The sequence below is a fragment of the Vagococcus jeotgali genome (genome assembly GCF_035918315.1).
In the GTDB taxonomy this organism is placed as follows: Bacteria; Bacillota; Bacilli; order Lactobacillales; family Vagococcaceae; genus Vagococcus; species Vagococcus jeotgali.
On sequence record NZ_CP142146.1, the window covers coordinates 1079949 to 1102088 of the forward strand.

The window sequence follows — 22140 nt, forward strand, 5'->3', positions numbered from 1 at the left end:
TTCTGTTAACTTCCACTCAAACACCCTAGATAATATTATAAATATCTCATAGTATAAAGTAAAGAAAGATTAACACATTATTTACTAAAAAACTGTTGAATCGCTTGTTTATTAGCGGCTTCATCAATCTCTAACACACTTCCTGCATGATCATAATAAGCATCCTGCCATGATCCTTCAACTGGAATAGTTAAAATACTTAAAGGCTTATGGAAACTAAAAGTATAACTTAAACCTGTTTTTGTATAAAAGGAAAAAGGTACGTTTGATTCTATATAACCATCAATTGCGCCAAGAGTCTCAGGAATTCGCCACGAATTAAGTGGATTTAGAGCTTGTTTTGTTAAAGCTGTCATCACCTGTTGCTGGCGTCTAACTCTCCCAAAGTCCCCTTCTTCATCTTTTCTAAATCTGGCATATTGTAGTGTTTCTAATCCACTAAGTCGGTTAGGACCTTTAGCTATGTTTAATCCTTCAACTTCTAAATCCTTTTCGGCATTAATTTTTAAACCTCTTGGTGATATCGTGTCAATTATTTTAGGAAAGGAATCAAAATTAACAATGGCATAATATTGAATAGGTATATCGAAATTTTGTTGAATGGTTTTTCTGACTAATTCTGGACCGCCATAAGAATAAGCTGCATTAATTTTATTATACTCCAAACCATCTTGAGTCGGAATACCAACAAAAGTATCACGCATAATAGAGACAATCTTTGGTTGCTTATCACGTTTAGAATAATGAGCAATCATAATTGAGTCAGATCTACCCTGATCCTCACCTCTTGAATCACTTCCTAAGAGTAAAATATTAGTTGAACCATCATGTGCTTTTTGCCCATTGAACTCATTGACCTCTATGGAAAAATTATTTTTATCTTGTTTAGCTTTAAAAAAACCAATTCCATACCCTACAGCGCTTAACAAAATAATAGCTAGAACAAATACCCCAACAATCTTTAAGCAACCACCTCTTCCTTGCTTTCTTTTTTTATCTCTTTTTTTAAAAAAAGAAGGTTGTTTTTTGGGTTTAGGTTGAGAGTTATTTTCTTGATTTACTTGTGGTTCTACCACTTGTTTATGCCGATCCATCCTTGACATTCTAGACAAATTATCGCTTCCTTTTTTATCTTTTATGTTGCTGACGATTTTTCTTTTTATTAAATTTATTTAATTCTCTTATAATATCTTTTACAATAACAAACATCGGTTTATTATCAACAAAAATTGTAATATCAGCAACTTCTTTATAAAGATGCTGACGACTCATATATAAATCATTTAATTCGTTAATTGTTTTCTTTTCTGCTAAAGGACGTTTTCTTCCTCTACTATTTTGAATACGGTGATATAACAAATCAATAGAACCTTTTAAATAAATCACAGTGTCGTGCTCTTTTAGCCAATGAAAGGAATCCTCATAAGTCACAATTCCACCTCCAGTTGACATAATAATAGGATGTTTAGTTTGTGTTTGTAGTACTTCATACTCTTTTTTTCTAAAAAAATCTTCGCCATGTTCTTCAAATATATGAACTACACTATCATTGAGTACTTGTTCAATATATTTATCTGAATCAATAAAAGGAATTTTTAATTGTTTTGATAGTTTTTTTCCAATAGTCGTCTTACCAACACCCATAAACCCCACTAAAATAATTCTCTCCATTTAACCCTCCATCAATTCTTTTAAATCTTTAAAAAAATTCGGAAAAGACACAGAAACAGCTTGACTTTCTTTTAATATCACTGTTTCACTGATTGGCATAGTCAACGCTGTTATTTGTAGCATCATGCCTATACGATGATCACCATGACTAGTTACATTCCCGCCATGCAAAGATTCAACACCTTGAATCACCATACCATCTTCTCTTGTTTTTATATTTGCTCCAAGTAAATTTAATTCTCTAGCTACACAATCTATTCTATCTGTTTCTTTTACACGTAATTCTTTAGCATCTTTAATCACCGTTTCACCAGTAGCTAAACTTCCTAGTAAAGCAACTAAAGGTAGCTCATCAATAAGACTTGGAATAATATCCCCTGAAACCTCGATACCTTTTAAAGTACTAGATTTGACTCTTATAGTAGCTGACTCATCCTCAGCTTGATAATCTAATACTTCAATATTGCCACCCATTTTTTTTATAACATCAATCAAACCTGTTCTTGTCTTATTCACTCCTACATGTTTGATAATTAAATCACTATCAGGAACTAAAAGTGCTGCTGTGATGAAAAATGCTGCTGATGAAAAATCCCCTGGCACATGGATTGTTGTACCTTTTAACGCCTGATTACCTGGTATTAAAATTTGGTGGTTTAAATAAGAAATTTTACCACCAAATTGTGTTAGCATCACTTCAGTATGATTTCTTGTTGGTTTTTTTTCACTAATGGTAGTAACACCATTAGTGAAAAGGGCAGCAAAAATTATAGCAGACTTTACTTGAGCACTAGCTACTGGCATATGGTAGTCTATTGGAGTTAAATTATTTACACCTTTTATTATAATAGGGGCAAATTCAGAATTATCATACCCAAAAAGAGTTGCACCCATTTCTTCAAGCGGAGTCATGACTCTTTGCATTGGTCTTTTTTGAATCGAGTTATCACCAGTTAAGATATAATTGTAGCCTTGTCCAACAAGAATCCCCATAATTAGACGAATTGTCGTTCCTGAATTTCCAACATCAAGAGGTAGCTCTGAAGAAACTAACCCCCTTAACCCAACACCTTCAACTACAACCACATCACCATCATCATAGATGTTGACGCCTAGTTGTTTGAAGATAGACAGAGTACTTAGACAATCATCAGCCCTTAGAAAGTTATGTATCCTAGTTTCACCTTGAGCCAGGCTACCCAACATAATACTTCTATGAGAAATTGATTTATCCCCAGGTACCTCAATAACTCCTACTAGCGGATTTGTTGCTTTTAATAATTCCATGCTTACCTCCTTCTTTAGAATTGTCTTGTGTACTCACGATAGTTTTTTATCTCAACAACTAATCTTTCAAATGAATCATGGTCAAATTTATCTAAAATAGCTTTAGCAACTTCAATTGCAACCATAGCTTCAGCGATAACACAAGCAGCTGGTACAGCTGAGCTGTCTGAGCGCTCTACGCTTGCTTTATAAATTTCCTTTGTATCAATATCAACTGATTCTAAGGGTTTGTATAAAGTAGGGATAGGCTTCATCACTCCGCGAATAACAAGAGGCATACCGTTAGTCATCCCACCTTCAAATCCACCTAGATGATTACTTTTTCTTGTATATCCTGTTGACTTGTCCCAAATAATTTCATCCATAACTTCACTGCCAAGTTGTCTAGCAACTTCAAAACCCATACCAAACTCAACACCTTTAAAAGCATTAATACTGACGATAGCTTGGGCTATTTTACCATCTAATTTGCTATCCCACTGATTATAACTTCCTAAACCTATGGGAACACCACCGACAATAACTTCTACAACCCCACCGATTGTGTTACCAGCTTTTTTAGTCTCATCAATTTTTTCCTTCATAGCTTTTTCAGTTGTTAAATCAACACACCTCACTTCTGAGGATTCGGCTAACCTTTTGATTTCTTGAATACTCATATTTTCTGGGACATAACCTTTGACTCCACCTATTTCTAAAACATGACCTACTACATCTATGTCTATGTGTGATAAAAGTTGTTTACATATAGCACCTATTGCCACACGCATAGTTGTTTCTCTAGCAGATGAACGTTCCAAAACATTACGTAAATCTCGGTGTCCATATTTAATGCCACCGACTAAATCAGCATGACCTGGTCTTGGTTTTGACACTCGTCTCATTTTTTTCATTTTATCGGGAACATCTTCAACACCCATGACACTCTCCCAATTTTTAAAATCATCATTATTAACGACTAAAGTTACTGGAGATCCAAGTGTTTGACCATGCCTAATTCCTGAAGTGATTTCTATAGTATCTGTTTCGATTAACATACGCCCGCCTCGGCCATATCCACCCTGACGTCTTTTAAGTTCGTGATTTATCTCTTCAATAGAAATTGGCATCCCCGCTGGTAAACCTTCAATAATAGCTGTGAGTTGCGGCCCGTGAGATTCACCTGATGTCATATAGCGCATGTTGCATTCTCCTTTTTATAAATAATCTTTAAATTTGCTTAGTGGTATTTCCTTCACATAAGCCATACCAATTTCATGTAATAACACTATTTTTATACGATCACCTGTGACTTTTTTATCATGTAAAATAACATCATACAATCTCTTTGAATTAATGGTTGGTAATTGTATTGGTAAACCAAACTTTGTAAGTAGTTCTGCCAAAGCCGTACTCGTTTTATGACCCATGTTATGCAATAGTTCATTTTGTCTTGTTATTGTTACCATACCAATTGATACAGCCTCACCATGTGTCACAACACCATAACCTTTAATTTGTTCAATCCCATGAGCAATTGTATGTCCAAAATTTAACAGCAAACGCTCTCCGTGGTCAAATTCATCTGCTATAACAGCCGATTTTTTTATTTGACAGCACTCATAAATCAACTCATCAGCAACAAGAATACAATCATCTAAACTCTCTAGCTTGCCTAACTTGTCCCAAAGCCTTTTGCTTTTAATAGCAGCGCTTTTAATTATTTCAGCCAAGCCTTCTTGAATACGCCTGCTATCTAAAGTATTTAAAGTCAACGGATCAATAAATACAGCATCTGGCTGGTAAAAAGTTCCTATTAAATTTTTAGCAAAAGTCGTGTTTACTGCTGTTTTACCACCGATGCTACTATCTACCTGGGCTAGGAGTGTCGTTGGTATTTGAATAAAAGATATACCCCGCATATAAGTTGATGCTACAAAGCCAGCTAAATCACCTACAACACCACCACCAAGTGCGATGATACCATCAGACCTGGACATATTAATTTGGGCTAAATATTCGTATATGGCACTTGCCTGATCTAAAGATTTGCTATTCTCTCCTGGTACAACGGAAAAAATATAAACATCAAATCCTGATTTCTCTAAACTTTCTTTAACTTCTCTACCGTACAAGGAATCCACTAATTCATCTGTTATGACGACAACTTTTCTATCTCCCCAGATACTTAGCACTCTTTCGCCAATTGAAGATAAACAATCTTTTTCAATAAGTAAATCATATTGATGATGAGATAAGTCTACTGAAATATTCATAAATTTAACTCCTATATATCATTTTGAATGGGCTTAATAGTTTTCATCGTATCACTTAACACGTCGACCTGAGCCATCATATTTAAATAACGCTTTTCATTTAATGATTGTTGACCATCTGACCACGCTTTTTGAGGTTCTGGATGAATTTCAACAATCATCCCTGAAGCTCCTGAAGCCACACCTGCCAAAGCCATCGGTGCCACATAATCCCACTCACCAACACCATGAGAAGGGTCAACAATAATTGGAAAATGACTTAATTTTTGAATGACAGGAACAGCACTTAAATCAAAAGTATTTCGAGTCGCAGTTTCATAGGTGCGTATACCACGCTCAACGAAGATTATATTAAAATTACCCTCAGCAACAATATACTCAGCCGCATTTAACCACTCATCAATCGTTCCAGCAATACCACGCTTTAAGGCAACAGGCATGCCTGTTTTACCAACGGCTTGCAGTAATTTGAAATTTTGCATATTTCTAGCCCCAATTTGTAAAATATCTGTATATCTTGCAACCAGAGGTAAATTAGCCTCATCCATTACCTCAGTAATAACTTTTAACCCGTAGTGATCTGCAGCTTTTCTAATATAAATTAAGCCCTCTTCTCCTAAACCTTGAAAGGCATATGGTGAGGTTCTTGGCTTAAAGGCTCCGCCACGTAGCACTTTAGCGCCACCTTCTTTAGCAATTCTAGCACACTCCATAATTTGTTCTTGACTCTCAATAGAGCATGGACCTGCCATAGTAATAAAAGGTTCATTACCACCAATTTTTAATCCAGACACATTGACAATAGAATCGTCAGCTTTAAAATCACGACTGGTCAATTTATAAGAATTTTGAGTATGCACAACGTGAGACACTGATTCATACCTTTCAAAAGGAACATCTTTAATTAAACGCGTGTCTCCAATTATACTAATGATAATCTGCTCGTCCCCTCTAATAACATGATAAGGAAAACCTTCTGATTTGATTCTGTCCTGAACTGCCTTTATTTCTGAGCTTTCTGCTTGTTCTTCCATTATTATGATCATGATGTTGACCCCTCTTTGTATAGTTTTCTCTTCACTGTCTCTTCAATATTACTTACTGACATATCACTACCAGTCCATATGTTAAAAGCCTCAGCTGCTTGATACAAAAGTATACCTAAACCGTTTATTGTGTGACAGCCTCTTTTTTTAGCTCCCTTTAGAAAAAGAGTTTCTTGTGGTTGATAAATCAAATCAACTACTACTTGGTTTTTCTCTAAAATGGACAAGTCATTAATCGGCATCGCTTCTTCTAAATGTCCCATTCCAATATTTGTACAATTCACAATAATATCACTGTTTTTTATTTTATGATTCAGATTTAAATGATCTTCATAAGGAAAAACACGAATAGGAATATGACATTTTTCTGACATACCTTTAAAATAGTTACATACTTCTTGAAAAGTTCTATTTTTTCTTTTAAAAATGATAATCTCTTTAACATGATTTTGACACAGCTGGTAAGCAACTGCTTTAGAGGCACCACCTGCACCTAGTAAAACCACTCGTTGATTAGCAAGCTGTATATTCTCTGCTTCTAAACTCCTAACAAATCCAATACCATCTGTGTTGTATCCAATTAACACATCATCTCGGTTCAAAATAGTATTAATTGCTCCTATAAACTCAGCTTCTGGCGATAACTCATCCATATAACTTAAGGCTTTTTCTTTATACGGCATTGAAAGATTAAGACCACCTATATTTAAAGCTTGAATACTCTTCATAGCAGCATCAAACTCATTTGGCTCTACATCAAAAGCTAAATACCTAGCATCAATATCATTGTCTAAAAATGATTGATTATGTAAAAATGGTGACAAGCTATGCTTAATCGGATGAGCAAAAATACCATAAAGTTGTGTTCTACCACCTATTTTTTGTGTTTCCATTTATTTATCCTATCACCTTTCCATAAAAAAACGACGATTTATGAGAAAAAACTTCTCTCACACTATCGTCGTTAAAAACTTAAACTCTATCACAAAGTAATATTTAATTAACTAACCCTTTAACGACCTGTCAAGTCTTACTTTGCCTACTACTATTTACTTTAATAACTGTCTTTATCAAAGATTATATGATTGCTAAAATTATAGCTATAAAATCAAGCTATGTCAAACACGACCTACATTTTAGCCATAGGAAACCAATAAAAAAAGCACTCTTTAAGAGTGCTTTCATAATTATTTTGCACGGCGAACATAGTCACCATTTGACGTGTTGATTTCTAGTTTTTCTCCTGTTTCAATAAAGTCAGGAACACTTACAACTAAACCTGTCTCCATCACTGCTGGTTTACCAGAGCCTGACACAGTAGCTCCTTTAATTGAAGGTTGAGTTTCAGCAACTGTCAAAATAACTGTTGTTGGTAAAGAAACACCTACAACTTCTGATTCGTAAAATTGAATTGATACTTCCATATTATCCAATAAGAATTTTAATTCTTCTTTAATAACTTCAACTGGAATTTCATATTGTTCATACGTCGTTAAATCCATAAAAGTAGCTACATCATCTTGAATATATAGATATTGAACATCTTTTGTATCAATATGTGCTTTTTTTACTTTTTCATCAGGTCTCATAGTTGTTTCAGTAGTTGCACCTGAGCGTAGATCTTTTAATTTCATACGCATAACTGTATTACCTTTACCTGGCTTATGATGACTAGCATCTAAAACTTTAATTAGTTTACCATCTTTTTCAAATGTCATTCCTGCTCTTAAATCTCCAACTGATATCATTTGGCATATCTCCCTTATCTTTTCTACACTTCATAATATCATAAAATAAGAAAGAGGGAAACTTTCAACTTTAAAATATCAATCTAGTAAAGATAAGTAATATAGGTGACAATAAAATTTCCTTAATTTTCGAACTGATATTTAGTAAAAATGGAAGTTTGTATGATATTATTTTATATATAAATTACTTTCTCGCAAGAGATAATTGGAGGATTATGTATGAAACATATCAAATTAGTTAGTATTCTGAGTTTAACTTTATTGACACTTGGAGCTTGTGGAGCTTCAAATCAAGAAGGGACAGATACAAATACAAAACAAGAAACAACGAGTAAAGAATCTAATAATGACGATAAAAAGGCTGTCAAAGACATAAAAAAAACCACTTTCAATACAAATGATTCTAAAGAGTTAAAAACAAATGCTTATAACATAAAAATTACAGATCATAAAGTTATCCCAGCAGGAGAAGAAGGTAATGAGTACGGTAAAGAAGCGATTATTGCTTTTTGGTATGAAACAACAGCTTCTAAAGATGAAGATGAAAGTGATAATTTAACACCTATGAAGGCCTGGATGTCTAGTTTTATAGCAACACAAGGAAAAGACAAAAATTTAAGTATCGCACCTTTGAATGATGACAGTTTTGATGAAACTCAAAAAGAAACCATTAAACCTGGTGAAACCATTAAAGGAGCTACTGCATATAAATTGATTAATGAAGAGACTCCAGTTGAACTGACAGCTCAGAATATCTCTGGAGAAACATTTGGCTCTCTAACCTTTGATGTCAAATAGGATATTAAATAACTTTTTATCTCATATTCTTCATTATTCCAAAATATCTACTACTCATTAATAAATTAAAAAAACACTTGCTAAACATTGATATGATAGCAAGTGTTTTTTTAATTAATACATCTCTAAATATTGCTGACGTTCCCACTCAGATACTTGCTGACGGTAAGCATCCCATTCCATACGTTTTGATTCAATAAAATTATTATAAATATGAGAACCAAGTGCTTCTTCTACAACTTTATCTTTTCTCATAGCTTTTACTGCATTATGTAGGGTTGATGGTAGATCTGTGATTTGAGCCTCTGCGCGCTCTTCTTCTGTCATCACATAAATATTACGATCCACAGCTTTTGGTGGCGTTAACTGACGCTTTACCCCATCAAGCCCTGACTCAAGAAGTACCGCCATAGCAAGATAAGGATTAGCTGTCGGGTCAACAGAACGTAACTCTAAACGAGTAGACATCCCTCTTGAACTTGGAACACGAACTAAAGGTGATCTATTTTTCCCACTCCATGCCACATAGACCGGTGCCTCATATCCTGGAACCAAACGTTTATATGAATTAACAATTGGATTACAAACAGCAGTATACCCTCTAGCATGCTCTAAAAGCCCACCTAGGAAATGATAAGCTGTTTGACTTAATTCTCCTTCACCATTTGGATCATAAAAAGCATTACCATCAGAATTAAACAAAGACATATTGATATGCATTCCACTACCAGCAATACCATACAACGGTTTTGGCATAAATGTTGCGTGTAACCCATGTTTTCTAGCAATAGTACGAACGACTAATTCAAAGGTTTGAATATTATCGCAAGCTTCAATCGCATCAGCATATTTAAAATCAATTTCATGCTGACCAGGAGCGCACTCATGATGACTTGCTTCAACTTCAAATCCTAAGCTCTCTAATTCTAGCACGATATCACGACGACAGTTCTCTCCTAAGTCAATCGGTGCATAATCAAAATAACCACCTTGATCATTTAATTTATTCGTTGGTTGTCCATCTTCATCTAACTTAAATAGGAAAAATTCTGGTTCTGGCCCAATGTTAAATTCAGTGAAACCTAATTCTTCCATCTCTTTCATCACGCGTTTTAAATTACTTCTAGGATCTCCCTTAAAAGGTTTACCATCAGTTCCGTACACATCACAAATTAGTCTTGCAACTTTTCCTTTTTCACTCTCCCACGGGAATACCATCCAAGTTGAGACATCTGGGTATAGGTACATATCGCTTTCTTCAATACGGACAAACCCTTCAATAGATGAACCATCAAACATCATTTTATTATCTAATACTTTATCTATTTGACTGATCGGTACCTCAACATTTTTTAAACGTCCTAAAATATCTGTAAACATTAGTCTTAAAAACCTAACATTTTCTTGCTCAGCAACTTGCTTAATTTGTTCCTTTGTTGAATACTTTTTCATCTTTTCCCGTCCCTTACATATTAAATTTATATTGTTAATTATTAATGAAATTGTTGAGTATCTGTCATGCCACTTTGTTTCATTAAATCACCATACAAGGCAATTCGTATTTTCTCCTCTGAGAGCATCTCTTCTTCTCGTTTTTGCTTTTCAAAAAATGATTTTATTTCTTTAATGGTATACCCGTCATCTAAAAATTCTTTGATGTCTAAAAGTAGGTCGATATCATGTAAAGAAAACAGCCGATTATTGCCATCATTTCTTTTAGGATGTATTAATTTTTGTTCCTCATAATATCTTATCTGTCTTGCTGACAATTCAGTTAACGTCATGACAGAGCCTATTGGAAAAACTGCTTGTTCTCTTTTTAATGCTCTGTTTCTCATAATACTCTCCCTTCTCAAAGGATGAATTTAGCTTATCACGTCAAAAAAAAAAGTCAACAATCCATGTTAGATTATCTAACATGGATTGTAACTTTTAATTAAATTTAATTTTTATTTAAAATGGTCTAGTCTTTATTAGCCAAGACTTCTGGCTCTCCCTTATCCCATTTTTGAATATTTTTAGCATAACCAACCATATGATATTGATTTGTCTCCTCATTATAATCATAACTTAAAAGTAAAGTATGTTCTTTCAATTGATTAAAATACTGCATATCCCTTGGACTATAGTATAGATTATATTTTGTTAAAGTTTCCTCTAAAAATGTCACTATATCACGGGTTAGTACTTCCTTATCAGAAGCTTTATTGGCAGATATCAGGCAATTAGGAAATAGAGTTGGGACAAAAGGTTCTGTTAGTAAATCAGCTTTATTATAGACTGTCAGCATTGGAATATCTTCCATCTCTAAGTCTTTCACTAATTTCATAACGGTTTTTTCTTGTTGATCACGATTTTCACTAGTAGCATCTACCACATGTAATAAAATATCCATATTTTTACTTTCTTCAAGTGTTGATTTAAAAGCTTCGATTAACTGGGTTGGTAAATCTTGAATAAACCCAACTGTATCTGTCAAAGTTGTTTGCATTCCTGTTGGTAATTCCCATTTTTTAGTCAATGGATCAAGTGTGGCAAACAATTTATCTTCTGAATAAGTTTTAGCATCTGTTAGTAAATTTAAAATGGTCGATTTTCCAGCATTAGTATAACCAATTAAACCAATTTGTAAAATATCAGCTTCTTTACGTTTTTGGCGACTAACTTCTCTATGTTTTTCTAAATCTTTTAATTCGTGCTTGATTGCTGTCATTTTAGATCTAATATGACGACGGTCTGTTTCAAGTTTTGTCTCCCCTGGACCTTTAGAGCCAATACCAGCGCCAAGACGTGATAAATCTACACCTTGTCCACTTAAGCGTGGTAACATATAACTTAATTGAGCCAGTTCTACTTGTAGTTGTCCTTCTTTAGATGTTGCTCTTGCAGCAAAGATATCTAAAATTAGTTGAACACGATCTATCACTTTGGCATCAATAACTTCCTCAATAACTGTTGTTTGACGTGCTGTTAATTTATGGTTAAAAATAACAGTATTGGCTTCTTTTGAAGCAACAAGAGCTTTTAATTCTTCAAGTTTCCCTTTCCCTAAAATTGTTTTTCTATCAACTGTTTGGCGCTTTTGAGTTAGCATGCCAACCACTTCACCATTAGCAGTTTCTGTTAAATTACCTAATTCTTTCATCGATTCATCAAAAAATTGATAGTTCGTCTCTGTTTCTGCTCCAACTAAAATCACTTTTTCCATATAAAAACCTCTCTCTTTATCCTTTATACCATGCTTTTAATTTTTCTTCTAACCTAGATATTGACTTAGGATATTCAACAAAATTCCACCAGCTAACAGTCATCCGGTTATTAAACCATGTTAACTGTCTTTTAGCATATCGCCTAGAATTTTGCTTAACCTGTTGACTAGCTTCTTCCAGATTTATATTTCCTTTAAAATAAGGGAAAAATTCCTTATAGCCAATTCCTTTACTACTTTGTGTTTCTCCTAAATCGTAAACGAACTTCGCCTCTTCTATCAAACCTGCCTCAATCATCATATCTACACGTTGATTAATTCGTTGATACAATACATCTCGGTCAGTGTTTAATCCAATCAACATCACATCATAAATACTTTGATCAAGATCTAAAAAATCAACTTTTTGCTGATTGGTGATACTGACACCAGTTAATTCAATAACTTCTAACGCCCTTAGTACCCGTCTTTGATTGTTAGGATGAATCACTTTGCTAGCTGCAGGGTCCACCTTATCTAATTTTTCCCATAACTCTTGTTTCGACAAATTTTTAGCTATCATTTCCCATTTGTTTCTAACTAATAATTCTTCATCAGTTATAGTATTTGAACCTAAATTAAAATCATACAAAAGAGCTTGGATATACAAGCCAGTTCCACCAACGATAATGGGTAACTTTCCCTCTTTGCTTAATCTATCAATAATTTTAGTTGCTTCTTGTTTGAATTCGTAAACAGAATAATCTTCTGTTGGCTCAATGATATCAATCAAATGATGTGTCACACCCATGGTTTCTTCTTTGGTAACTTTAGCAGTCCCTATATCTAGACCTCTATAGACTTGAAGAGAATCACCACTAATAACTTCACCATTAAAATCTTGAGCTAATTTTACACCTAGTGCTGTTTTCCCAACAGCTGTAGGACCTACAATGACGACAACTTGTTGCTTTTCCATATACGTTTTACCTCGATTGCTTTTCTTGGAAAATCTGTGAAAAAACCAGAAAGATGGTGATTCAAACACCATCTCATATCTTCTTCTTTATTAACCGTCCAAGGACGTACTTCTTGATTTAACTCACACAACCATTTTTCACGTCGTTTAATCCAGCTAAGCTTTGGATGATATCCTGTTATTTCTTTTTCTCTAGACAGATATCTCTGGTCGCTAAGCCAACCATGGGAAATAAAAGCTTTAGCACCATTTAAATGTAGTGCTTCTAAGTTAGCAATTGTCTTTTTTGAAAAGGATGAAAAAATAACTTTATTTTCAAACTTAGTATCTTCTAGCTCTTTTATAACTAATTTTTCTATTCCTTCATATTGAATTTTATCTGTCTTAAACTCAATATTCAAAAAGCCATTAAAATCCAACTCTTTTAGTAATGTCAACACCTCTTTAAACAAAGGTATTCTCTCATTTTTATAGTCAGGAGAAAACCAACTTCCTGCATCAAGAGATTTTATTTCGTGTAACATCATTTGTTCAACATAGCCAACTCCATCAGTCGTTCGGTCTACCTTCTCATCATGAATGACAACTACCTGTTTGTCTTTTGTTAACTGAACATCAAGTTCAATCCCATCAACCCCACACTCACTAGCTTCCTTAAAAGCCAAAAGTGTATTTTCAGGTCTTGTGCCTTTGCTTCCTCTATGAGCTATAATATCAGTCATTTATCCACTTCCTTATACAGCTAATTCTAACACTTTTCAGAAATTTTAACACTTTTTAACTTAGTTATTACTAGATTTTTATTAATAAATCAGTCATAATGGGATTATAATTAAATATGAGGAAGTGAAACTGATGAACAAATTTACTAAAGGTTTTTTAGTAGGAACAGCTGTAACAATTTCTGCTCTTGCTGGTGCTGTTCTAGGTGTTAAAAAAACAGTCATCGACCCAATCGAAGAAAAAGAATTAATCGCAGAAGACAATCGTAAAAAAGCGATGCGTAAAAGTAGAGCTAGATAATTCATATAAAATAAGTCCATTTGGGCTTATTTTTTTACCATAAAATTGGTTTTTCTCATCATATTATAAAATAAAACATAATATCTTATTTATGACGTAATGAGTCCGATTACAAAAAATTAGAGGTACTTAAATTTATTTTTTGGTCTGTTTTCTAGTAATTTTTATACTATAAAAAACTTATTTTTTTTGACTAATACTTATTTTACAAGATAAATTAGATACTCCAAGTCAAGTTAAGGAGTATGAAAATGACATGTGTCTCACTCACTGAACGAAAAATCAGTTTTATTGAAAACAGATTTTCTTGCTTCATTAAATCTTCCATTAGTTACGTTGATTTAATTTAGGAGGAAGAAAAATGAACAATCAGAAAAAATCTAATCATAAAGGCTTAACAATAGATGAAGCATAAAAAAACAAGAGCAGTTTGGAAAAAACAGATTAACAGCTGAAAAAAAGGAATCATTTATACTGAAGATTATACAAATTTTAATAGAACCCATGTTTCTACTTCTTATTATTGCTTCAGTAGTCTATTTTATTTTAGGTGAACCAATTGATGGTAGCATTATGCTAATTTTTGTTTTAGTTATCATCACAATAGAGGTCATTCAAGAATGGAAAACAGATCAAACTCTAAATGCACTGAAAGATTTATCAACCCCCAAAGTAAAAGTACTAAGAGATAATCATATCCAAAACTATATTAAGTGAAGAGTTAGTTCCAGGTGATATGATGTATGTTGAAGAGGGCTGTAAAGTTCCTGCTGATGGGTTTATCATTAAAGCAAATGACTTACGAATTGATGAATCTTCACTAACCGGAGAAACTCTAGCTGTTTTTAAACAAGTTAATAATGAGCTAGATACTGATGATTACTGGCGTAATGATTATTGTTATACAGGTACGCTTGTAACGACTGGAAGTGGGACTATTTTAGTAGATAAAATAGTACTTGAAACAGAGTACGGTAAAATTGGATCTCACCTTGCTAAAGCTATAGACACTCCTACCCCGCTTGAAATACAAACTAACAAAATTGTAAAAATCAGCGCTGTTATTGCAACGATATTATTCATTATGGTCAGCGTCTTTACTTTCTTAAACGAATCACATTTAGAACTTAAAGAATAGAATGATTCAAAGTATTTTATCAGGTGTCTCCCTTGCTATGGCTATGATACCAGAAGAATTTCCAGTTGTATTAACTGTATTTTTATCAATGGGGGCATGGCGATTAGCTAAGAAAAAATCTTTGATTGGAAAATTAACTGCTGTTGAAACCATGGGAGCTGTTTCTGTTCTTTGCGTTGATAAAACAGGCACAGTTACAAAAAATGAAATGACTGTCATCCAACTAATTTCTTCAACAACCAATGATAGTGAATTAACCGAATTAATGGGATTAGCCTGTGAAACTGATCCATATGATCCTATGGTAATCGCGATGCTAAATTATTGTGAACATCATAATATGACTAAAAAACAACTGTTTAGCGGGGAGTTAATCACTGAATATCCTTTTACTGATGAATTAAAAATGATGGGACATGTTTGGAAAAAACAAGACAATATTACTATATCTATCAAAGGGTCTCCTGAGAGTGTTTTAGGTATTTCAAATCTGTCTAAAGAAGGAAAATCAAAAGTTCTCAAAGATATTGAATTATTATCAAAACAAGGTTTAAGAGTCATTGCTGTAGGTTCAATGGATGTAGATAATATTGAGAACATCCCTATTGATATTGAATCTTGCCACCTTAAATTTGTAGGATTAGTTGGCCTAGAAGACCCACCTCGTAAAAATGTTAGAGAACATATTACCCAGTGCCAAAGTGCAGGTATTCGTGTAGTCATGATAACAAGGGAGTATTGAACCTTTTTGTGACGAAACAGAAATTTATGTCCACCGCGAGAGTGTAATATAAACCGTGTAAGTAACCTACCATCCTAGGTAGTGGGTTGCTTCGCGGTTTTTCTTTTTTTACAATAGATTAAAGGAGTGGTAAGTCATGACAAAAAAGAAAAAAGATCAAAAATCAGCGAAGTTAGCTCAATCAATTATTGATGCCTATCAACCAGAATCGGTTGAAGACATGCAAGAAGCCCTAAAAGATGTTTTTGGACCGATGTTTGAAGCAATGCTTCGTGGAGAATTAGATAATCATTTAGGTTATGAGAATCAGTCAAGACAAGAAAAAGAAACTCAAAACAGACGGAATGGATATGGAAATAAAAAATTAAAAACAAGTTTTGGTGAATTAGACATTCAGGTTCCTAGAGATAGAGACGCTTCTTTTGAGCCAGAAATTATTCCTAAAAGAAGCAGAGACGTTTCAAGTATTGAAGGAAAAGTTCTTTCTATGTATGCCAAAGGCATGAGTCAACGAGATATTGCCTCGACAATTGAAGATATTTATGGTTTTACTATTTCTCATGATATGGTGTCGGATATCACAGATCAAATATTACCAGAACTTGAGGAATGGCAAATCAGACCTCTGGCCAAATGCTATGCCTTCTTGTTTGTCGATTGTATGTATGTCACTCTAAGAGAAAATTATGAAGTGAAAGAATGTGCGGTGTATACAATTCTTGGTTATGATTTAAAAGGAAATAAAGAAATTCTAGGTCTTTGGCTAAATCAAACAGAATCGAAAAATAGATGGATGCAGATTTTTGATGAGATTAAAGAGCGTGGCGTTGAAGATATTTTGTTTATTTCAATGGATGGTGTATCAGGGCTTGAAAATGGAGCCAAAGCTATTTTCCCAGGTGTTGTCGTTCAACGTTGTCTGGTCCATTTAGTTAGAAATGCCCTTCGTTATGTGCCAAGTAAAAGTTATAAAGAGGTTTGTAAGGATATGAAGTCTTTTTACAGTGCCTCCTCTTTAAAAGCGGCTCAAACAGCTTTTGATACCTTTCAAACAAAGTGGGCAGTCTATCCTGGAGCTATTGATGTTTGGAAAAGAAATTTCCACCATGTCGAACAATTATTTGATTACGGCTCAGCTATTCGAAAAATAATGTACACGACAAATGCTGTAGAAAGTGTTCACTCTAGTTTCCGCAAGGTAACTAAAAAAGGAGCTTTCCCTAATGAGAATGCCCTTCTTAAGCTATTATATCTTCGAGTGAAAGAACTTCAAAGTAAATGGGAAGGTGGGCATGTTCATAATTGGGCTATGGTGCTTAACCAATTAACGGTCAACGACTCTTTTTCAAAACGTGTCGAAAAATATAATCGTTACTAATCAAAATAAGTGAGACATATAAAATTTGACAACGAGTCTCTCGTCCTGCGATTTTTTATCGGGACAAGAGGTTTATTAAAAATACCCTCTTATTCCTAGAGATTATCACAGGACGACTCATTGTCAAATTGAGTTTCTATTTTTATTTTTAAGGAATTTACACACTTAACTTGACAAACCCTCCACCGCTTAAAAATCGCTGGCGTACCAGTTCATTTTAAAGTATATGAAGGCTGTTACCATGCGTTTGATCTCATTGATAGCCAAGCAGATATCTCAAAAGAAGCCACTACATTCTTAAAAGATAGCTATATTTATGCGCTAAACAATTACTTTGCTGAACAACCCAAATAAAAACACGACTGGAAATTCCAGTCGTGTTTTTATTTTATTAAGCAATATCCACACCATTTGATGCAATCACTTTTTTATACCAATTAAATGATTTTTTCTTACTACGTTTTAGCGTCCCTTCTCCATTATTATCTTTGTCAACATAGATAAATCCGTAACGCTTTTTCATTTCTCCAGTTCCAGCAGAAACCAAGTCAATACATCCCCACATAGTATAACCGAATAAATCAACACCATCTTCAATTGCCTCGTTCATTGCAATCACATGTTCTCTTAAATAATCAATACGGTAATCATCAATGATTGAACCATCTTCTTCCACTACATCAACTGCCCCTAAACCATTTTCAACAACCATTAAAGGAACCTCATAACGGTCATATAATTTATTTAGAGTATAGCGAAGTCCTGTAGGGTCAATTTGCCAACCCCATTCACTTGCCTCTAGATATGGATTTTTAATGCCACCCATCAAGTTACCCATTGTCATTTCTCTACCTTGATCAATAGAAGCACAATTTGTTGAGTAATATGAGAATGAATAAAAATCGACTTTACCTTCTTTCAGAAGTTCTTTATCACTTTCTTCAAACACAATATCAATATTGTTATCTTTAAAGTATTCACTCATAAAATATGGGTATTTCCCTTTCACTTGCACGTCACCACAGAAATTATTTAATAAATTATCCCATTGTTGTACAAGTAACATATCTTCTGGGTTTGGTGTTAAAGGATAGAAGGTCATGTGAGCTAACATGCAACCAATTTTAAACTCAGAATTGATTTTATGACCTTCTACTACTGTTTTTGCACTGGCAATAAAGGTATTATGTAGCGCTTGGAAGCGTAATGCCATATTATCTTCATCATTTTCATTTTGAATACCTAACACTGTTAGACCACCAAATGGCATGGTAGCAAAGTTAATTTCATTAAAGGTTAGCCAATATTTCACTTTGTCTTTATAACGCTCCATCACTGTGGTTGTATAATTTAAGAAAAAGTCAATAACACGACGGTCTGAAAATCCGTTATATTCTTTAACTAGATGATAAGGCATCTCAAAATGGCTTAAAGTAACTAAAGGTTCGATACCGTGTTTGATACACTCATCAAAAACTTTATCATAAAAGGCTAAACCTGCTTCATTAGGCTCAGTCTCATCCCCATTTGGAAAAATACGACTCCAAGCAATTGATAAACGGAACACTTTAAAGCCCATCTCACCAAACATAGCAATATCTTCTTTATAATGATGATAGAAATCAACAGCCTCATGACTTGGGTAATACTCATCTTCTAAGATTACTTTATCGAAAACTCGTTGTTTTTTTAAACTCCCACCACGTTTATGATCACAAATACTCTCACCCTTGCCGTCAATATCCCAAGCTCCTTCTGCTTGATTGGCAGCAATCGCACCGCCCCATAAAAAATTCTTTGGATAACTCATCTTATCTTCCTCCTTCAGTAGCTAATGTTTGAGCAGTTGATTCACCTAATAAACAAGTTAGAAGATCATCCCCTACATTAACACTACCTTTTTGCATAGAAATAATATCAAAATAATCAGCAGAATTAGTCACAATAATCGGGGTATCCATTGAATAGCCTGCTTCAGTAATTTTTTCTAAATCAAAGCTGACTAACTTGTCGCCTTTTTTAACTTTTTGCTCACTTGTGACATGAGCTTCAAAATATTTACCGTCAAGTTTTACTGTATCCATTCCTAAGTGAATTAAAATCTCACAACCACCATCAGAAATTAACCCAATAGCATGTTTTGTAGGAAACACTGTCATCACAGTCCCATCACAAGGAGCATAGACAGTGCCTTCACTAGGTTTAATGGCAATCCCTTTACCTAATAATTCTTTAGAAAAAGCCTCGTCAGCAATATCTTTTAAAGGCATAATATGTCCTTTTAAAGGACTGACAATAATTTCTTTATCAACACGACTACCTGGATTAAAATATTTATCTTCATCTATTTCTTCTTTCACATCATCTTTATATAGAACATAAGCAGCGACAAAAGAAAATACCATTGATACAACTATGGCGATTAACATGCCGTATAAACTACTTAAACTTCCTGCTTCTGGCTCAATTAGTCCAGGTAAACTAAACAATCCAAGACCTGCCATTGTATACATTCTAACATTTAAGAACCCAACAATTCCTCCACCAATAGCACCACCAATACATGAGATCACAAACATTTTAATTCGTGGTAAGGTTACACCGTAGATAGCTGGCTCTGTAACACCAAAAATTCCTGAAATCCAAGCTGGAAAAGCTATTTTTTTTAGTGTTTTGTCTTTTGTTTTTAACCAAATCGCAAATACAACCGCAGTTTGCGCAAAGGAGACAGACCCAAGTAATGCCATCAGTGAGTCAGGGGTTCCAGCTAGAAGATTCATCATACCTGGTATAATGATAACCATATGTACACCAAAAATAACAAGAATTTGCCATGTTGCACCAATAATAATCCCTGCAAGAGTTGGGCTAAATCCAATAACAACATCTAACCCCATACTCAACCATAATCCAATTAAATTAGCAAACGGTCCAATAATTAAAAATCCTAAAGGAACACAAATCAACATCACAATCATTGGCACAATAAATGTTTTGACAACATCTGGAATAATTTTATTTAGATATCTCTCAAGAGGAGCAGCTAGTGCTACAATTAAAATAACTGGTAGTACAGAACTTGTGTATGTAGCATTTACCGTATAACCAGAAAAATTTAAATCCACTCCATTAATTGCTGGATAACACAGAATTGCTCCAATAGCTAGACCTAAAAACGGATTAGCCTTTAGTTTTTTAGCAGTGTTATACCCTAAGAAAACTGGGAAGAAGAAGAACATAGCATCTCCAATAGCATTAAATAATACGTAGTAAGCACTCTCCATCGAGAACAGGCCGAATATGGCTAACAGGGTATTTAATCCTTTGATAATCCCTGATGCTGATAAAATCGCAATAGAAGGCATCATAATTCCTGATACTAAATCAAAGAATTTATCTTTAAAATTCATTTGCTTTTGAACATCACTATCTGAAGATTCACCTGAAATACCAGCTTCTTCTAACACGGTTTTATAAACATCTGGTACATGGTTTCCAATAACAACTTGGTATTGTCCACCAGCCTTCATAACTGTTACGACACCGTCCATATTTTTTAAAACATCATCATTTGCAATAGACTCATCTTTTAAGACAAATCGTAAACGGGTAATACAGTGGGTTAGACTAACAATATTTTCAGACCCACCCACATTTTCTATAATATTTTGTGATAATTGCTTATACTTTTCCATTTTTCTTCCTCCAATATGATAATAAAATAATATTACTGAAGGTGTAGCCAACTTAATGTAACTATCCAAGGATTAATACGTCTATCCTCCTTTATTGTTTAATTTATAATATAGGGATTGATTTACACATCAGATGTATAGATCAACCGCTCAATATGAATAATTAAATACAACATCTCGTCTTTTGATAAAGCATATTGATACTTATCTTGTAATAATTTATCAATTAATGTCACACACTCATAAGAATTAATATATTTATCTTTTAAGATTTCAAATAAATCTCCCTGATTTTGACTATCAGCTTGTTTATTTTCAAATAATCGTTGGCTAAAGAACTTAAGATGTGTAATAAAACGATAGTAGTAGATAGATTCTTCATCAAAATCTTTTTTAAAATGATATTTTATGATTGTAGAAATTTCTTGGATGAGAGTCATGACGCTATATATTTCGTCTGGCTTATCATACATTGTGGCATTTACAAAATAAACTGCAATAAAACCTACCTCATCTTCTGGAAGCGATATTTCTGTCTTCTCCTCTATGAGCTCTAAAGCTTTTTTCCCCACTAAATACTCATCAGGGTAGTAACGTTTAATTTCCCATATATTAGGGTTAATAATGGTCATACCATCCTTCATTCTTTTTAAAACAGTATGGATATGATCACTTAAAGATAGAAGTAAACTATCACTCACATCTTTATTTAATAATACTTTACCGTACTCAATCACATCATTGGTTATCTCAAAAATTTCTACTGGGATTTCTTCAAGTAATTTGTCAATATTTTTAGAATCTGCATAATCCTTTGTATGGAATATTTTTTCGATGCGATCAGTTTCTATTTCCATACCGATTTTTTTTGAAAAGCAATTCCCTTTCCAGCTACAACAATCTCTTTTCCCGATTTATCTTTTGAAAAAACAACATTATTGTTTATGATTTTTTCAATAACCACAACTATATCCTCCTTTAAAATAGAAAAACACCTATATATCCCAAATTTTTTCACAACAAAAAAATTTAGGTATATATAGGTGTAGCTTGCACGTGCAATAACTATCCTGAATTAATTGTACAATAACCAAATAAATTTTACAACTACTTTTTTGAAAACGTTTCATTATTTAAACAAATCATTAAATAACTCACAAGCTAATATCAAGGGCAGTTTTCCATACTAATAT

General features: G+C 33.7%; 23 protein-coding genes. 6 read left to right on the forward strand and 17 right to left on the reverse strand.

The genetic code is table 11. From position 1 onward, the window contains the following. Positions 1 to 77: 77 nt before the first annotated feature. The 8 genes from VSF34_RS05555 to efp all read right to left on the reverse strand — a co-directional run bounded on the left by VSF34_RS05555 (position 78) and on the right by efp (position 8007). Positions 78 to 1094: an LCP family protein gene (locus tag VSF34_RS05555; RefSeq protein WP_326716370.1), complete on the reverse strand. Its 1017-nt coding sequence runs from the start codon at positions 1092 to 1094 to the stop codon at positions 78 to 80. 34 nt (positions 1095 to 1128) lie between these two features. Next, positions 1129 to 1671: a shikimate kinase gene (locus VSF34_RS05560; protein WP_326716371.1), complete on the reverse strand. Its 543-nt coding sequence runs from the start codon at positions 1669 to 1671 to the stop codon at positions 1129 to 1131. Beyond that, positions 1672 to 2958 carry a 3-phosphoshikimate 1-carboxyvinyltransferase gene (gene aroA, locus VSF34_RS05565; protein ID WP_326716372.1) on the reverse strand — a complete coding sequence of 429 codons (1287 nt, stop codon included), beginning with the start codon at positions 2956 to 2958 and terminating at the stop codon, positions 1672 to 1674. It lies immediately after the preceding gene. A gap of 14 nt (positions 2959 to 2972) precedes the next feature. Beyond that, on the reverse strand, positions 2973 to 4139 hold the full coding sequence (gene aroC / locus VSF34_RS05570; protein WP_326716373.1) for a chorismate synthase: 1167 nt from the start codon (positions 4137 to 4139) through the stop codon (positions 2973 to 2975). 15 nt (positions 4140 to 4154) lie between these two features. After that, complete coding sequence (gene aroB / locus VSF34_RS05575) at positions 4155 to 5213, reverse strand: 3-dehydroquinate synthase (protein ID WP_326716374.1); 1059 nt, start codon at positions 5211 to 5213, stop codon at positions 4155 to 4157. An 11-nt stretch (positions 5214 to 5224) separates the two neighbouring features. Beyond that, positions 5225 to 6259, reverse strand: coding sequence for a 3-deoxy-7-phosphoheptulonate synthase (aroF, locus tag VSF34_RS05580; protein WP_326716375.1), 1035 nt, complete (start codon positions 6257 to 6259; stop codon positions 5225 to 5227). Continuing rightward, on the reverse strand, positions 6256 to 7152 hold the full coding sequence (gene aroE / locus VSF34_RS05585) for a shikimate dehydrogenase (protein WP_326716376.1): 897 nt from the start codon (positions 7150 to 7152) through the stop codon (positions 6256 to 6258). The genes aroF and aroE overlap by 4 nt, the downstream gene beginning before the upstream one ends. 294 nt (positions 7153 to 7446) lie before the next feature. Beyond that, positions 7447 to 8007 carry an elongation factor P gene (gene efp, locus VSF34_RS05590; protein ID WP_326716377.1) on the reverse strand — a complete coding sequence of 187 codons (561 nt, stop codon included), beginning with the start codon at positions 8005 to 8007 and terminating at the stop codon, positions 7447 to 7449. A 219-nt stretch (positions 8008 to 8226) separates the two neighbouring features. On the opposite strand from efp, the gene VSF34_RS05595 reads away from it, so the two are divergent. Then, entirely contained in the window at positions 8227 to 8805 is a 579-nt protein-coding gene (locus VSF34_RS05595) for a DUF5067 domain-containing protein (RefSeq protein WP_326716378.1), read from the forward strand. A gap of 114 nt (positions 8806 to 8919) precedes the next feature. Here the strand turns inward: VSF34_RS05595 and glnA are convergent, their stop codons facing one another. The 5 genes from glnA to VSF34_RS05620 all read right to left on the reverse strand — a co-directional run bounded on the left by glnA (position 8920) and on the right by VSF34_RS05620 (position 13693). Further along, positions 8920 to 10257 carry a type I glutamate--ammonia ligase gene (glnA, locus tag VSF34_RS05600; RefSeq protein ID WP_326716379.1) on the reverse strand — a complete coding sequence of 446 codons (1338 nt, stop codon included), beginning with the start codon at positions 10255 to 10257 and terminating at the stop codon, positions 8920 to 8922. 41 nt (positions 10258 to 10298) lie between these two features. Further along, positions 10299 to 10643 (reverse strand): MerR family transcriptional regulator, encoded by a 345-nt coding sequence (locus VSF34_RS05605; RefSeq protein WP_326716380.1) that lies wholly within the window; start codon positions 10641 to 10643, stop codon positions 10299 to 10301. 125 nt (positions 10644 to 10768) lie between these two features. Further along, positions 10769 to 12013 (reverse strand): GTPase HflX, encoded by a 1245-nt coding sequence (gene hflX / locus VSF34_RS05610; protein WP_326716381.1) that lies wholly within the window; start codon positions 12011 to 12013, stop codon positions 10769 to 10771. 16 nt (positions 12014 to 12029) lie between these two features. Next, entirely contained in the window at positions 12030 to 12971 is a 942-nt protein-coding gene (gene miaA / locus VSF34_RS05615) for a tRNA (adenosine(37)-N6)-dimethylallyltransferase MiaA (protein WP_326716382.1), read from the reverse strand. Continuing rightward, on the reverse strand, positions 12941 to 13693 hold the full coding sequence (locus VSF34_RS05620; RefSeq protein ID WP_326716383.1) for a glycerophosphodiester phosphodiesterase: 753 nt from the start codon (positions 13691 to 13693) through the stop codon (positions 12941 to 12943). Before VSF34_RS05620 ends, miaA begins: the two co-directional genes overlap by 31 nt. Before the next feature lie 133 nt (positions 13694 to 13826). Between VSF34_RS05620 and VSF34_RS05625 the strand changes: the two genes are divergently transcribed. From VSF34_RS05625 to VSF34_RS05645, 5 genes are all read left to right on the forward strand, one after another. Further along, positions 13827 to 13994, forward strand: coding sequence for a DUF3042 family protein (locus VSF34_RS05625; RefSeq protein ID WP_326716384.1), 168 nt, complete (start codon positions 13827 to 13829; stop codon positions 13992 to 13994). 504 nt (positions 13995 to 14498) lie between these two features. Next, entirely contained in the window at positions 14499 to 14711 is a 213-nt protein-coding gene (locus VSF34_RS05630) for a hypothetical protein (protein WP_326716385.1), read from the forward strand. Positions 14712 to 14733: 22 nt separating this feature from the next. Next, complete coding sequence (locus tag VSF34_RS05635; protein WP_326716386.1) at positions 14734 to 15132, forward strand: P-type ATPase actuator domain-containing protein; 399 nt, start codon at positions 14734 to 14736, stop codon at positions 15130 to 15132. 1 nt (position 15133) lies between these two features. Continuing rightward, a complete protein-coding gene (locus VSF34_RS05640; RefSeq protein WP_326716387.1) occupies positions 15134 to 15874 on the forward strand; it encodes a cation-translocating P-type ATPase in 741 nt (246 codons plus the stop codon). A 136-nt stretch (positions 15875 to 16010) separates the two neighbouring features. After that, positions 16011 to 17252: an IS256 family transposase gene (locus VSF34_RS05645; protein WP_227258472.1), complete on the forward strand. Its 1242-nt coding sequence runs from the start codon at positions 16011 to 16013 to the stop codon at positions 17250 to 17252. Positions 17253 to 17643: 391 nt separating this feature from the next. On the opposite strand, the gene VSF34_RS05650 is transcribed toward VSF34_RS05645, so the two are convergent. From VSF34_RS05650 to VSF34_RS05665, 4 genes are all read right to left on the reverse strand, one after another. Continuing rightward, entirely contained in the window at positions 17644 to 19062 is a 1419-nt protein-coding gene (locus VSF34_RS05650; RefSeq protein ID WP_326716388.1) for a glycoside hydrolase family 1 protein, read from the reverse strand. A 1-nt stretch (position 19063) separates the two neighbouring features. Next, on the reverse strand, positions 19064 to 20947 hold the full coding sequence (locus tag VSF34_RS05655) for a beta-glucoside-specific PTS transporter subunit IIABC (RefSeq protein ID WP_326716389.1): 1884 nt from the start codon (positions 20945 to 20947) through the stop codon (positions 19064 to 19066). A 122-nt stretch (positions 20948 to 21069) separates the two neighbouring features. Continuing rightward, positions 21070 to 21804 carry a PRD domain-containing protein gene (locus VSF34_RS05660; RefSeq protein ID WP_326716390.1) on the reverse strand — a complete coding sequence of 245 codons (735 nt, stop codon included), beginning with the start codon at positions 21802 to 21804 and terminating at the stop codon, positions 21070 to 21072. Further along, complete coding sequence (locus VSF34_RS05665) at positions 21795 to 21911, reverse strand: CAT RNA binding domain-containing protein (RefSeq protein WP_326716391.1); 117 nt, start codon at positions 21909 to 21911, stop codon at positions 21795 to 21797. Before VSF34_RS05665 ends, VSF34_RS05660 begins: the two co-directional genes overlap by 10 nt. Positions 21912 to 22140 lie beyond the last annotated feature (229 nt).